The sequence below is a fragment of the Nanoarchaeota archaeon genome (assembly GCA_018897155.1).
GTDB lineage: Archaea > EX4484-52 > EX4484-52 > EX4484-52 > LFW-46 > LFW-46.
Map to the genome: position 1 here is coordinate 1 of JAHILE010000027.1, position 12,819 is coordinate 12,819.

13 protein-coding genes are annotated in these 12,819 nt (G+C 41.0%); 6 read left to right on the forward strand and 7 right to left on the reverse strand.

Translation table 11 applies throughout. The features are described from left to right. Window positions 1-178: 178 nt before the first annotated feature. A complete protein-coding gene (locus KKB09_03080; protein ID MBU4300180.1) occupies window positions 179-1,480 on the reverse strand; it encodes a Fic family protein in 1,302 nt (433 codons plus the stop codon). Window positions 1,481-1,887: 407 nt separating this feature from the next. Next, window positions 1,888-2,196 carry a hypothetical protein gene (locus KKB09_03085; GenBank protein MBU4300181.1) on the reverse strand — a complete coding sequence of 103 codons (309 nt, stop codon included), beginning with the start codon at window positions 2,194-2,196 and terminating at the stop codon, window positions 1,888-1,890. A gap of 87 nt (window positions 2,197-2,283) precedes the next feature. Here KKB09_03085 and proS point away from each other — a divergent pair, with 87 nt between their 5' ends. Continuing rightward, window positions 2,284-3,732: a proline--tRNA ligase gene (gene proS, locus KKB09_03090; protein MBU4300182.1), complete on the forward strand. Its 1,449-nt coding sequence runs from the start codon at window positions 2,284-2,286 to the stop codon at window positions 3,730-3,732. Between the two features lie 13 nt (window positions 3,733-3,745). After that, complete coding sequence (locus KKB09_03095) at window positions 3,746-4,504, forward strand: TatD family hydrolase (protein ID MBU4300183.1); 759 nt, start codon at window positions 3,746-3,748, stop codon at window positions 4,502-4,504. Window positions 4,505-4,594: 90 nt separating this feature from the next. Here KKB09_03095 and KKB09_03100 read toward each other — a convergent pair whose 3' ends face one another. The 4 genes from KKB09_03100 to KKB09_03115 all read right to left on the reverse strand — a co-directional run bounded on the left by KKB09_03100 (window position 4,595) and on the right by KKB09_03115 (window position 7,230). Continuing rightward, on the reverse strand, window positions 4,595-4,969 hold the full coding sequence (locus KKB09_03100) for a hypothetical protein (protein MBU4300184.1): 375 nt from the start codon (window positions 4,967-4,969) through the stop codon (window positions 4,595-4,597). A gap of 62 nt (window positions 4,970-5,031) precedes the next feature. Next, window positions 5,032-5,295 carry a PRC-barrel domain-containing protein gene (locus KKB09_03105; protein MBU4300185.1) on the reverse strand — a complete coding sequence of 88 codons (264 nt, stop codon included), beginning with the start codon at window positions 5,293-5,295 and terminating at the stop codon, window positions 5,032-5,034. Between the two features lie 67 nt (window positions 5,296-5,362). Next, complete coding sequence (locus KKB09_03110) at window positions 5,363-6,073, reverse strand: DUF92 domain-containing protein (protein MBU4300186.1); 711 nt, start codon at window positions 6,071-6,073, stop codon at window positions 5,363-5,365. Window positions 6,074-6,132: 59 nt separating this feature from the next. Then, window positions 6,133-7,230 (reverse strand): AAA family ATPase, encoded by a 1,098-nt coding sequence (locus tag KKB09_03115; protein ID MBU4300187.1) that lies wholly within the window; start codon window positions 7,228-7,230, stop codon window positions 6,133-6,135. Between the two features lie 163 nt (window positions 7,231-7,393). Between KKB09_03115 and thpR the strand changes: the two genes are divergently transcribed. Then, a complete protein-coding gene (thpR, locus tag KKB09_03120; protein MBU4300188.1) occupies window positions 7,394-7,957 on the forward strand; it encodes an RNA 2',3'-cyclic phosphodiesterase in 564 nt (187 codons plus the stop codon). A 2-nt stretch (window positions 7,958-7,959) separates the two neighbouring features. Beyond that, a complete protein-coding gene (locus KKB09_03125) occupies window positions 7,960-8,346 on the forward strand; it encodes an OB-fold nucleic acid binding domain-containing protein (GenBank protein MBU4300189.1) in 387 nt (128 codons plus the stop codon). A 2-nt stretch (window positions 8,347-8,348) separates the two neighbouring features. Here KKB09_03125 and tgtA read toward each other — a convergent pair whose 3' ends face one another. Then, window positions 8,349-10,070, reverse strand: coding sequence for a tRNA guanosine(15) transglycosylase TgtA (gene tgtA, locus KKB09_03130; protein ID MBU4300190.1), 1,722 nt, complete (start codon window positions 10,068-10,070; stop codon window positions 8,349-8,351). Between the two features lie 43 nt (window positions 10,071-10,113). Here tgtA and KKB09_03135 point away from each other — a divergent pair, with 43 nt between their 5' ends. Together KKB09_03135 and KKB09_03140 are read left to right on the forward strand one after the other, a co-directional pair. Further along, entirely contained in the window at window positions 10,114-11,556 is a 1,443-nt protein-coding gene (locus KKB09_03135; protein MBU4300191.1) for a DUF5591 domain-containing protein, read from the forward strand. A 17-nt stretch (window positions 11,557-11,573) separates the two neighbouring features. Continuing rightward, a complete protein-coding gene (locus KKB09_03140; GenBank protein ID MBU4300192.1) occupies window positions 11,574-12,650 on the forward strand; it encodes a Xaa-Pro peptidase family protein in 1,077 nt (358 codons plus the stop codon). Window positions 12,651-12,819 lie beyond the last annotated feature (169 nt).

The window sequence follows — 12,819 nt, forward strand, 5'->3', positions numbered from 1 at the left end:
AAATTATTCTGTGCCTGCGCGAGTCGCATCCCCGAAAAAGATTGTTTCAGGGGACGCGCGAGATACACAACTTCAAAATCCTGCTGCCAAAAATGACGATCTCGGCGACATTGAAAAAAGGCTTGAGGAGATTAGGAGGAAATTGAAGGAGTGATAAACAATTCGCGCATTATGCGAACTATTTTTTCATTATCTTTTCTAGCGAATTTTTGTGCTCAATTATGCAAAAATTTATGAATCCGTCAATGCTTCCGCTTCTTCCGGCTTCAAGAAATCCGAAGTATTCGTTTCTTTTTTTAGGGTCAAAAACAAACAAAGGAAATCCGGCTTTTAATAGAATCCATGAATGGAGCAATCGCGCCATCCTGCCGTTTCCGTCGGCAAAGGGATGTATGCTTGCAAAAACAAAATGCGCAATTGATGCAAGGACAACAGGATTTAACGGTTTCTTCGTAAAATTTATGAGCGCAGCCATGCTAAAATCAATTTCCAGTTTTGATGACGGCAGTTTTGTATTGAAGCCCGCAATTCTTTTGGTTCCGTAGTAAAACTCACCGGGACGCTCAAGAATATTCGTCATCATTATCCGGTGCATCTGCTTAATATCTTCTATATTAACATCTTTTTTGCAGATTAAGAAATCATCTCGTTCGTCTTCGCTCATTTTGAGCCATTCACCAAATTCATTGGGATCGAAAGCTTGAAAATCTTTGATTTTCATGACTCGAAGCTTTTTTATTTTATTGTCTGCGTTATCCAGCAATAAAAAAAGCTCATTTATCGCGCTTCTTGCATTCAATATTTCAGTTACTTCCCGCGGCGTCAATTTTACAGGAAAGTCGCCAAAAACCCGCTCCACATCATCTTCTGTTGCAGTATTTCCTTCTGTTACTGTGGTAGAATGCACATGAAGGCTTATTGTGGCGCTTACAAGCTTCTTTGAATGTATCTGTGGAATAGTTGATGTGTCGAATTGCCGCTCAAACGCCTTAAAAGACATGTCCAGAAATTGCGCGTAGAAAAATGTCAAGTCAGTAAGATTTGCCTTAAGCAGCATCGGCTTCTTTTTTAGGGTGGATAGAAATCCGCTTTCATCCAATACTTTGATGTATTTAAACAGCGTTGGTTTCGAAAGCCCTGTTTTGGCCATCAAATCTTTCAGTTCCAAAGAGCCGCGTTCAAAAAGCGTTTTGAATATTAGCACGGATTTTTCATCAAGCAGCGCGCGGTAGTCTTTTTCTCTCAGTTTTGCCCAATATAAAAAAGCCATGCAATCAGACACCTTTGGATTTTCGGTGTTTATTTTTGCGCCAATTACAAAGCCATCTTCCTTAAGCTCGCTAAGTTTTTTGGAAATCGCGCGCTCCGAAACGTTCTCGAATAAAATGTTTCCTTTCAAAAACCGGATTAATTCGCTTTTTTCCGGCGCCTCCATCTGCGACAGATAAAGAAGCACGTCGTATTTTGTTAATGCAGCCATATAATTTCACTTCAGTCGTTTCGCTCGTTCAAGGCTTTTTCAAGCAACGCTTGAAAAGCTTGGTACAAAGCATCATATCTTGAGCTTTGCTCAGGAATAGTAAAATATAGGGGTATTTTTGTTTATAAAGTTTCTCATTTTTACACTGTTTTTTTACTATATGAGACAATAGTAAAGAATGTGAACCGAAAATGCAGATTATATTTATCAATTCAATAGATGGCATTGGTTATTCGAGAAAAATCAGAAGGCGCGCGAATTAAAAGCGCAGGTTGAGGGTTTTGAAGTCATAAAACCGCTTTGCGACTGCGGACTAAAGTCCGCGGCTTGTTCTGGTTTTAAGCCGTTTCAAAGTCTCGCTCCGCGACTCTCGTGCGGAGTTTCAACATTTGAAAGTAATGATGCAATCATTTCTTCTCCACAGGCTTTTCGCTCCATTTTGAAAAATAAAGTATTCCCACAACGCAGATTATTGTTGTAAGGAACGCTGCAATAAGCCGGATGTTGTAAGTATCTCCAACCAGACCGAAATCAATAATCAGCTTGTCAACCGCTTCTGTTATCACATCTCGCCAGACAAGCGCGATTATGAATGCGAATGCCGCAACAATGGCACTGCCGATGTTTTTTCGAACTTCCTTGCGAAGCTTTTCGGCCTTGCCAAAGACTGCATTCACAGGAACGTCTACGATTTCCTTTTTTTCCGGTTTCGGCATAGAATATATTTGCGCAAACACCTATTTATATCAGGATAGGCTTTTAAAAATAAAAAACAATAAAATATATTCCAAGGAATGATTATTATGTCCGAAGACCAAGGAATTACAGTCAAAAAGAGAGAGAATTTCAGCGAATGGTACACGCAGGTAATCCAGAAAGCAGAGCTTGCGGACTACACGCTTGTTTCAGGATGCATGGTACTGCGGCCATGGGCTTATGCGATATGGGAAAATATCCAAAAAATTGTGGATGAGAAACTCAAAAAACTCGGGCACAAAAACGCGTATTTCCCGCTGCTGATTCCGGAATCACTCCTTACAAAAGAATCAGACCATGTAAAAGGCTTTGTTCCTGAAGTCGCGTGGGTGACGCAGGGAGGCAATGAGAAATTGGCAGAGCGCCTTGCAATCAGGCCGACCTCAGAAACAATAATGTACGCTTCTTATTCAAAATGGGTGCGCTCATGGCGCGACTTGCCCCTGCTCATAAACCAGTGGTGCAATATCGTGCGCTGGGAATTCAAGAATCCGAGGCCGTTTTTGCGCGGACGCGAATTCCTCTGGCAGGAAGGCCACACAGTGCATGCAACAAGCGAGGATGCAGACAAAGAAGTCAAGACAATTTTGCTTGAAGTCTACAAAGACCTTGCTGAAAATTCGCTTGCAATCTCGGCAGTTTACGGCAAAAAGACAGAGAACGAAAAATTTCCCGGCGCGCTTTACACAACAACATTCGAAAGCATAATGCCTGACGGCAAAGCTTTGCAGATGGGAACCTCGCACCAGCTGGGCACTAATTTCTCAAAGGCTTTTGACATCCAGTTTGTCGACAAAGACGAGAAAAAGAAATACGCATGGCAAACGTCATGGGGAATTTCGACAAGGCTCATCGGCGGAATCATAATGGTTCACGGCGACGACAAAGGGCTTGTGTTGCCTCCAAAAATTGCGCCGCTTCAAGCAGTAATTGTTCCGATACTTTTCGAAAAGACAAGAGATGAAGTGATTCTTGAAGCAGAAAAAATACAGTACTCGCTTGAAGAAGCAGGAGTCCGCTCGCATCTTGATTCGCGCGATGCGTATTCCCCGGGTTACAAGTTCAGCGAATGGGAATTAAAAGGAGTGCCCCTTCGCATCGAAATCGGACCGCGCGACTTGAAAAACGGAGAAGTTGTGCTTGCGCGCCGCGACACCGGAGAAAAAAGATCTGTAAAAATCGCAGGGCTGAAAAATGCGGTATCAATCGCGCTTGAAAGCATACAAAGCAACCTTTTAGCTCAATCAAAAAAATTCCTTGAAACGCACATCACCGAAGTCAAGGACTACGCAATATTCAAGAAAGTTGTTGAAGATGGCGGTGGTTTTGTAAATGTCGCATGGTGCGGTGACGGCAAATGCGAGGAAAAAATAAAGGAAGAAACAGGAGCAACAATGCGCGTTCTGCCGTTTGATGAAAAAGTCAAGCCAAAATCAAAGTGTTTGTATTGCGGAAAAGATGCTAAAGAAAGCATTTATGCGGCAAGAGCTTATTGAAAAAGGTTGGATTATGAAATATATTGACATCCACTGCCACCTCCAGCATGAAAAATTCACGCCTAATCGCGATGAAGTGATTAGAGAAGCCAAAGAAAAAATGGAATTTCTAATTGTTGCAGGAGCAAACCCACAGTGGAACCGTGGCGCAATAACACTATCTGAAAAGCATAACGGATTCATATATGCAGTTATCGGCTTGCAGCCGGTTGATTGCGTAAAGCATTCTGAAAATGAGTTTGCAGATGAACTTGAATTCATCCGCAAAAGCGCAAAGAAAATTGTCGGAATCGGAGAGATTGGTCTCGACTATCACTGGATAAAAGACGATAAAGAGCGCGTTCTTCAAAGAGAGCGATTTGAAAAACTGCTTAAACTGGCTGAAGAGCTGAATCTTCCTGTTGTGATTCACTCATGGGATGCTGAATCAGATGCGGTTGAAATCCTTTCAAAGCATAATTTGAAGGCAGTTGTAATGCATTGCTTCTCAGGCTCGCGGGAAGTAATGGAAAGAGCGCTTGCACGGGGATACTACATCTCGTTTTCTACTGCAATTGCATTTTCTAAATCTGCGAAGAAACTTGCGCGCGACTGCCCGCTTGAGCGAATGGTTGTAGAAACTGACGCGCCATATCTTGATCCCGAGCACAAAATCAACATGCCCTGGAACACGGAGATTGTGATAAAGAAAATTTCTGAAGCAAAGAAACTGCCTGAGGAAAGAATTCTGGAACAGATTATAAAGAATGCAAAAATGGTTTTTGGAATTTAAAATGCCAGTTAGGCATTTTAAAGCCGAGAGCGCAAGCGACCGGATTTAATTGCATTTAAAGGCGTTTTACTGAGGAAGCCAACGAAATAATTAGCGAATCATCGAAAACATAATCGAAAAGAAAAGAGGCGTCAGATAATTCGATGCTACGGCTATTGCAATGCTTCGAATCGCATCCAATCTTGTGAATGACATTATTATGTATGCGGATAATCCAAAATTAATCCCAAGAACAACCCACGAGTTTATTGCGCCTAAAAATGCCAGTAAAATAGCGATGCCAAGTTTCATAATGAGATAATTTATCGCACCGGCTTTGAAACCTGAAAACATATCGCTGCCAAGAACTCTTGCAAGAATTCCGGTAATTATGCCAAAAGCAAGCAAGTTAGCAGCGAACATCACATTTAAGACAGAGCCAAGAGTTGACGTTACAAGAGTTAGAATATCAATTATTAAAATCACCAACGTTATTCAAATGCTTCAGGTACAGCGCTTGTTGTTCCGAATACTCATTCATTAAGCATTTAGAATATTTCCTTCTCGCTTACGATGACAAAATCCCCTACAGACTTAACGGCGCTGAAAGGAATAAGATGCCTGCTCTGCTCATCCTGCTGAAGATGAAGATCTTGTGTTGCCTTTGTAGGCTCGATAAGCAAAAGATTCATAAGCTCTCCCGTATCTGCAATAAAGCTGACGTCACCAACTCTACCGAATTTCTTTCCAGCTTCGTCGCTTACGACGACTTTTCCAACAAGCTCTCTTCCGCGAACTTTTATTTCTGCCATAGAATCACTAATTTAATCGCTAACTGCTTACTTATTGCATAGTAAAGTTAATAAACCTGTGTAATAATCAGAGAAAATACATCATCACGGTAGTTATCAGCCCGCCTACAAGCGTTGCCATGAAATTTACAGAGCCGTTTGTCATAAGGTTTTCATTTTCAAGAACGCCGAGAAAACTGTCGGCAATAGAACCCATAAACCCTCCGACAAGAACCGAAAGGAAAAGCTTTAATTTAGGATAAAAAAGAATCGTCTGCTCTGCAGGAAGAAATGATGGCGCAAAAATAACTGCAAGTGTGGCTGTTATGGCTGCTCCGCCTACAGCTGCAAGTGTTCCGATAATGCTGATTGCGCCATTAGTTCCTGGCGGAACAGCTTTTGAAATATCTGTTATCATACGCGGATCTTCTTTTGAAAGGATTCCTATTTCTGAGCTCAATGTATCTGAAAGAGCCGCAGAAACACTTCCGAGAAATACGTAAGGAAACGAAAAGACAGTTGTCATAAATGCTACGAGGCCATTTGAAATCACATTATCGACACCTCTGCATTCATGAGGCTTTCTATGTGCCTTCATACGGCCATAAAAAGTGGCATAAAGAGACACGATAAGGAATGTAAAAAGGACTATAAACCACTGAATTCCCTGAAGTTTTAGTATGATTATGCCAAAAAGAAAGGCGACCAAAGTTGCGGTAACATCAAATGCCCTTATGCTTAAAAGAAACAATGATAAAACGACAAATGCAAGAATCCATATAAACGAGAAGTAATCCATAATCAACACGTAGTCTTTCACGCCAGTTCAAATAAATTCGCAAGTATTAAGCATGCACATTATGCTTTAACAAATCGGCTCTTGTATTTTGGAGATATGAAATATCTATAGGTTCTGCCCTTTCTTTCGCGTATTATGATTCTATCCCTCTCAAGCCTGCGAAGTATGTTATTCACCGCTCTCAAAGCATGTGCATCAGACTGATAGGCAGAGCCTTCAATATCTGATGTCTTTTTGACAATATCTGACGGCGTCATATGCCCGTTCTGCCCCACGAGTTCGATTATTCTGATCTGCTTATCAGTCAGCATATTCAGCGCGTCAGCGATTCCGTCTGCACTATCAATCATCGCGGATCCGGAATCAGTAATTTCCGGTTTTGTAAAATCACTTAAGTAACTACGATCAATTATTGAAGCTCCTTTTTCTATTGCTTTGTGCACTATATTATTGCAGACCTTAAGTATTTCGCGTGGAGATCCGCCGCTTAAGACATAGATTTCATTGAGAGCATCAAGCGTGAAAGGCTCAAGAGTTCTTCCGCCAACGCTCACTATTCTTTTCTTGACAAGCTCGACTGACTCATCTTTGCTGAATGCCCGAAGCTCTATATCAGCTGTCACACGCTGCGAAAACGTCTCAAGTGTCTTAAGGTGCTCTTCCTTAAGTTTTGGAAGCGCTGCAAGAATAAGAGTCACGCCGTTAACCTGTTCAATAATGGATCGAAGCCATGCGAGCATCTCAATATCAGTTTCATGTGCTTCATCAATCAATATCACGGTTCTTTTGCCTTTCAGCTTATTGTTCAAGTGCTCGGAAATATTGAACGCATCAATTGATTTGTTATCAAAAAGCCTGTGAAAAATCGACGGGTATAATATATTCGACTTTAAAATACAGACAAGTTCTTCTTTTTTAACTGGCGGCTTTGGAATATACAAGCAATCGTATTTATTGGCAAGATATTTCATAAGGGTTGTTTTTCCCGCTCCCGTAGGTCCTGTAATAATAATGTATTTCTGCCCCTCCTCAATGCTGTTTTCAACTGTGTTGAGCTGGTCTGTGCGCCCAACAAACAAAGAATGAGAAATATCAAGAGTAAACGGGTTTTTAGTCCAGTTGTGTTCTGAGAACCATAAAGATGCTTTAGACAACATAAAACCTATTAGATAAGTTCACGTGAAAGTTTATATATGTTTTGCCCAACAATAAAAATAAAGCCAGTTTCACGAATTATTGCGTGAACAAACATTAACAAAAGTGAATGATGAGTGAATTTAAAAACAACACACCCCTAACCCACCATATGGATGTGAATTTATGCGCTGCTTTATAGAAATAGATGTTCCGGACATAAACAAATCATACATTCTCGAAAATATGATGCGAATAAAAAACACAAGCACGGGCTACGATTTCCGCATTACGAAAAAAGAAAATCTTCACATAACACTGGCATTTCTTGGCGAAATCAATGAAAAGACGCTTAGTGAAATAATCAAAAAAGTTTCTGAAATAGCAAAATCATTTTGCAGTTTCGAATGCATCTTCTCAAAAATAGAGCCAATTCCTGCAAAATTTCCGCGCATAATATGGATAACGCTTGATGAAAACATAACACTTTCAAAGCTATACGAAGAACTGAAAAAGGCACTTATGCTTGAAAATGAGCATGGCAGCTTTAAAGCACATATAACTGCTGCAAGACTAAACCCGGACAGCAAAGGCAAAAAAATAATCAACATCAACAAAAAGGGAATAGAGCCGCTTAAATTTCGTGTAAGCGAACTTAAAATAATGAAAAGCATATTGAAAAGCGACGGCCCAGAATACATTGTAATAGAATCAATTCATTTAGCCAAGAACGTGAACTTGCGTGAATAACTATGGAAGCAACAACAAATACAACAAAAAAGATATTAATTACATGCATTGCAGTCTCAATTCTTGGAATTTCACTTATCACTGCCATTGATTATGGGGCTGATGCAAAACGCGTGAACCTCTCTGAACTCGGCAGCAAGCTCGCAGGCGAAAATATAATGGCGTGCGGAATTGTGAAATCAAAAAGCGTTTCACAAACCGGGACAACATTTATGACTATTGCTGAAAACGGCTCAAAGGCACGCATCATATTTTTTAAAAACGAACGGTATAAGACAGAAAACATATCTCGTGGCGAAAGTGTATGTGTAAATGGCGTTGTGCAAATATACAACAACAACGCTGAAATAATAGGCCGAAAAATCATCGAAGTGATAAATAATGCATAAAGTTAATTCAAGAATTTATTTGAATGTCGAATATCAACTGCAACCCCATATATGAATGAAGCCATTTCACGTGAATTAAAAATCGACGTCCCTGTTGCAAGAAGCTCATTTTTACTTCCGAGAACAAAAACCTCATCACCCACACGTATCCGTTCATCCGCAGAAGCAACAAATTTAGAAAAAAGATTCTTTCCCTCACGCACGAATTGCTCTACATCTTTGTTCACGTGAACAACGTACGTGCCTTTAAGGTATTTAAGAATATCTTTTGCAAACATGAATGTCGGAATGAAGTATCCGTCTGAATCCCTGAATGTTCCAAGAAGCGCGCCTTTATAACTTATCCTTTGGAGACGCCCGGTATTTCTTGAAAGCTCGATTTCAGTATATCTTTTTATCAGTTTTTTTGCGCGCGAAAGCTTTATGCCATACTGGTATGCAATTATTTGGCGCGCGGCTTCTACCGGTTTTATTGTACCTGATTTCCTGTGCTTTGGAACAACCGACTGGCCGAAAGGATAAACCATTTTAAGCCCTAATGGAACTTTTATTCCAAGCCAATTAAATGTCTCAGATGTCTTTGGAAACTCCGCCTGCTTAAGCTTGTCCTTCACGCGAAAAACAATGGGTCGCTGCATACTTTCCTTTCCAAGATAAAAGAATGCGTGGCCCGGCGAAACAGGCTCGTTTGTTTCGATAAACTTACGGTATTTCCCTAGTGTAGAATATGCTTCAAGAAGCGCAGGATGACTTCGGATGCGCTGCTCTACAAGCTCCCAAAGACCTCCGTCATAAATCGCTTCGCGCACAGTCCTTATTTCCTCAAATGTTGCGTAAAGATTGTGTTTTGCAAGCAAAGAGGCGTCGCCCACGAGTTCACGCGCGCTATTTTCGCTGCACACTGGGCACGAGCAAGGAAGCTCGTGAAGTTCACTCGCGGTTCTTGTACCATTGACCGTAAGGTATCTTCCCTGCCTCGCAAATATTGCATAAGCTGCAGAATCAAAAAAATCAACGCCTATTGCGGCAAGAAGCGAGAATATCATCGGATGCCCTGCCCCGAATGCGTGAACAGGCTTCGATGGATCAAGATTCATTTTCGCAGTAAGTATTGAATCGACAAGCTTTGAAAAGCGGTATTGTTCCATCAATGGAACTATTCCGCCGACCGCGAAAACATCAGGATTTATTTTTGAGACTTCAAGAGCGGCTTTTTTTCGCAAATCCATAAATGCGCCGCCTTGAACAGGGCCGCAAAGAAGCTGGTCTTTGACATTTTCCCTTGCGCTTTTGAGGCGAATAAGCGTTTCTTTTAGCTTTTCGCGCGCGATTTGTTTTGAATCGTTAGGAAGTGTAAACAAATCAAGCGGAGTAATGATGTCAGAACCTATTTTTTTCTGGAACTCAAGGGTTTCCTCTGGAGTTATCTCGAACTTCCCTTGCGAATACATCTGGAATGTCCCTGAATCCGTATATATCGGCCCGTTCCAGCCATAGAATTTATGCACGCCTTTTTTCTCGATTTCTTCTGCGTGCTCAGAGTTTTTCATAATATATGCGTTTGTAATTATGATTTGGGCCCCTATTTTTTTGATATCCTCAATTGAAACGATGCGCGAATTCGGCGTGACGACAACAGCAAGTGTTGGCGTAGTTATTGCGTGCTTTCCTATAGTCCACTTGCCGACGCGGCCTGATGCACAGCGAGCCTTTATTTCAAACATAATAACTGGATTATTAATAATAATGTTTATATAATACAACATTATGAGTGCCGATGCCAAACATTCTGAGAAAGTCATAATCCTAGAATCCGGAAAATGTTCGTGGGGCAAATGCATTTTCTGCAATTTTGGAAAAAATCATGCCGCTAAACGCGGCAAGCTTTTCAATCCAATGCGAAATGAAATGATTGAAAAAAAAGTTCCAATGCTTGATTTAAGTGTATTTAAGGAACGGATAGAGCGCGCCGTCAATGGCACAAAAATCGATACGCTGAAATTTTTCAATTCCGGAAGCTTTCTTGATGAAGCGCAGATTTCGGCAAAAATGCGGCGATTTCTTTTTTCAAAATGCGAAGAAACAGGCATAAAAGAGCTTATTGTAGAATGCCGCGCAGAGCACGTGACTGAAATGAAGCTAAATGAACTAAAACATGAACTTGAAGAACTTGGAAAAAATACACCTAAGCTGACTTTCGCAATAGGCCTTGAAGTAGCAGACGATGCAGTTCTGAAAAAAATACAGAAAGGAATGACTCTTGCGCAATATGAACGCGCAGAAAAAGTTATCAGAAAAACAGGTTTTGGCGTCAGAACCTACCTTATGGCAAATCTGCCTTTTGTCGGAAATGTGGCTGAATCACTCGATAAGTCCGTGAATTACTCGCTCAAGCACTCAGATTCAATCGCAATAATCAACGCCTTTGCATATGGATACTCGCCGCTTTTTGAAATGTGGCTTGAGGGCTTGTGGCACCCCCTTAACAAAAAAGAATTTGACGCGCTTGTAAAAAAGTACAAAAATAATAAAAAAATCAATATCTATTTCGACGATTATATCACATATACGAAATTCCCTGAGAATCTGCAGAAAAAGCTTGTCGGCGTCGGCAACGAATACATCATGCACCCTTATTTCAATGTCTGGCAGGAATACCTTTCGCGATTTTACGAAATCCCCGAAGGTAAAAAATACGCGCTGTTCCTGCCGTGCAGCTTCAGAAAACCGTATTCCCAGTCAAAGACGCACCGCGAAATCCTCCGGCACCTGACAAAACTGCGCCAGTATCCGCTGATTCATCAAATCATGATTTCAAATCCCGGAGTCATCCCGCGCGAATTCGAAAACAAGTATCCCTTCGCGCACTACGACTGGCAGGAATGGCTTGAGACGCCGCAGATAAAGAAAGAATATATCGAAGCGACGCAAAATAGGATTAAGAAGTATCTTGCGGCGCACAAGTACGCGGCTGTGTTTTCATACATGAAGCCGACATCAGAAAGCTTTATTGCGCTGAAAGATGCTTGCGAAAAACTAAAGATTAAACTAATCTCTTGCGTTGATGAGAAAATTTTCACCGAACTAAAAAATACAGAAACAGGACTGATAAAAAGCGCAGAAGACGATAGAGAAACATATGAAAATCTGCTCATAAACCGGAAAATGCTTGATAATTTAGTTGAAGTTTTAAGAAAAAATCTAAAATAAGTACTTGAGGTATAAACATGCGCGAACAAAAAAATCACGAAGAACGGATTGAGCGCTTGCGCGCAATCATCTCCAAAAAGCGCCTTGATGCGGCCATCTTATTCTCCGGCGAGTCACACAATGACCTTTCTTCAAAAAGCACATACTACTTAAGCGGGTTCTTTGACTCATGGCCGCATACAGTTATCGTCACAAAAAAAGATGAGATTCTTTTCACAGGAGAGCCTAGACGCGCGGAAAAAGAAAGTTTGATAAAAACAATCATCCCTTCAAAAAAAGGCGCGCTTGATAAATTCTTGAAATCTGCGCATATAAAGCGCCTTGGCGTTGATGCCAATTTCTCTTTCAGCCGATGGAATGATATGAAAAAAAAGCTCGGCAATGGTTGTTCATTTAAAAATATTTCGCACGAAATGATTGAACTGCGCGCGATAAAAGACGCCGAAGAGATTGTAAATATAAGGCGCGCCTCGCAAATCACTGTAAAAGCGCTAAAGGTGGCGGAAAACTGCGCCGGCTCTGGCGATGAAAATATGCTGGTCCAAAAAATAAAGTCGGAAATCATAAACAATGGCGCAGAAATAGCATTCAAGCCAATTGTTGCCGGAGACGCGAATTCGGCAAACATACATTATTTTGAATGCGGCGAAAGATACAATAAAATCGTCATGGCGGATATCGGGGCGCGCTGGAATTTTTACAATTCTGACTTCACGCGCACGTTTGTGCTCGGAAATGACAAAAATATGATTCGCGCGCACGAAACACTTGAAAATCTTGTTGCAGAGCTATCGGACTTCATAAAACCGGGTATAAAATGCATTGACGCATTCAATTACGCAAAGAAGTTTCTTGAAAAAACAGGATATAAAAAAGAAAGCTTTGCGAACTTTCACAGCCTCGGCCACGGCGTGGGCCTGGATGTACATGAATATCCTGTCTTGACGAAAAATCCGGCGTTTAAAGACGCGCGGTTTGAAGAAAACATGGTTTTTACTATTGAGCCTGCACTGTATTTTAAGGATAAATTCGGAATAAGAATTGAAGATACGGTGGTTTTGACAAAAAACGGAGTAAAACACCTAACTGATTAAACAAATCCTCACTAATTGTTCTTACCGTCATTATTTTTCAAAATGCTTTTGATATACGTTTGCACTTTTGTGTGTTTGGGACTTATTCTATCGAGAGGGTCAATACCTGATATAACCTCCTCATAAGTTTTAGTAATCAAATCGTGAAATTTGCCGCCGTATGTAAATG

What these genes read in the sequence shown, in the direction of transcription:
- KKB09_03125 (MBU4300189.1), top strand. Translation starts at nt 7,960, where the DNA reads ATGGAAGCAACAACAAATACAACAAAAAAGATATTAATTACATGCATT.
- KKB09_03080 (MBU4300180.1), bottom strand. Translation starts at nt 1,480, where the DNA reads ATGGCTGCATTAACAAAATACGACGTGCTTCTTTATCTGTCGCAGATG.
- KKB09_03115 (MBU4300187.1), bottom strand. Translation starts at nt 7,230, where the DNA reads ATGTTGTCTAAAGCATCTTTATGGTTCTCAGAACACAACTGGACTAAA.
- KKB09_03095 (MBU4300183.1), top strand. Translation starts at nt 3,746, where the DNA reads ATGAAATATATTGACATCCACTGCCACCTCCAGCATGAAAAATTCACG.
- KKB09_03105 (MBU4300185.1), bottom strand. Translation starts at nt 5,295, where the DNA reads ATGGCAGAAATAAAAGTTCGCGGAAGAGAGCTTGTTGGAAAAGTCGTC.
- KKB09_03140 (MBU4300192.1), top strand. Translation starts at nt 11,574, where the DNA reads ATGCGCGAACAAAAAAATCACGAAGAACGGATTGAGCGCTTGCGCGCA.
- KKB09_03110 (MBU4300186.1), bottom strand. Translation starts at nt 6,073, where the DNA reads ATGGATTACTTCTCGTTTATATGGATTCTTGCATTTGTCGTTTTATCA.
- proS (MBU4300182.1), top strand. Translation starts at nt 2,284, where the DNA reads ATGTCCGAAGACCAAGGAATTACAGTCAAAAAGAGAGAGAATTTCAGC.
- KKB09_03085 (MBU4300181.1), bottom strand. Translation starts at nt 2,196, where the DNA reads ATGCCGAAACCGGAAAAAAAGGAAATCGTAGACGTTCCTGTGAATGCA.
- thpR (MBU4300188.1), top strand. Translation starts at nt 7,394, where the DNA reads ATGCGCTGCTTTATAGAAATAGATGTTCCGGACATAAACAAATCATAC.
- KKB09_03135 (MBU4300191.1), top strand. Translation starts at nt 10,114, where the DNA reads ATGAGTGCCGATGCCAAACATTCTGAGAAAGTCATAATCCTAGAATCC.
- tgtA (MBU4300190.1), bottom strand. Translation starts at nt 10,070, where the DNA reads ATGTTTGAAATAAAGGCTCGCTGTGCATCAGGCCGCGTCGGCAAGTGG.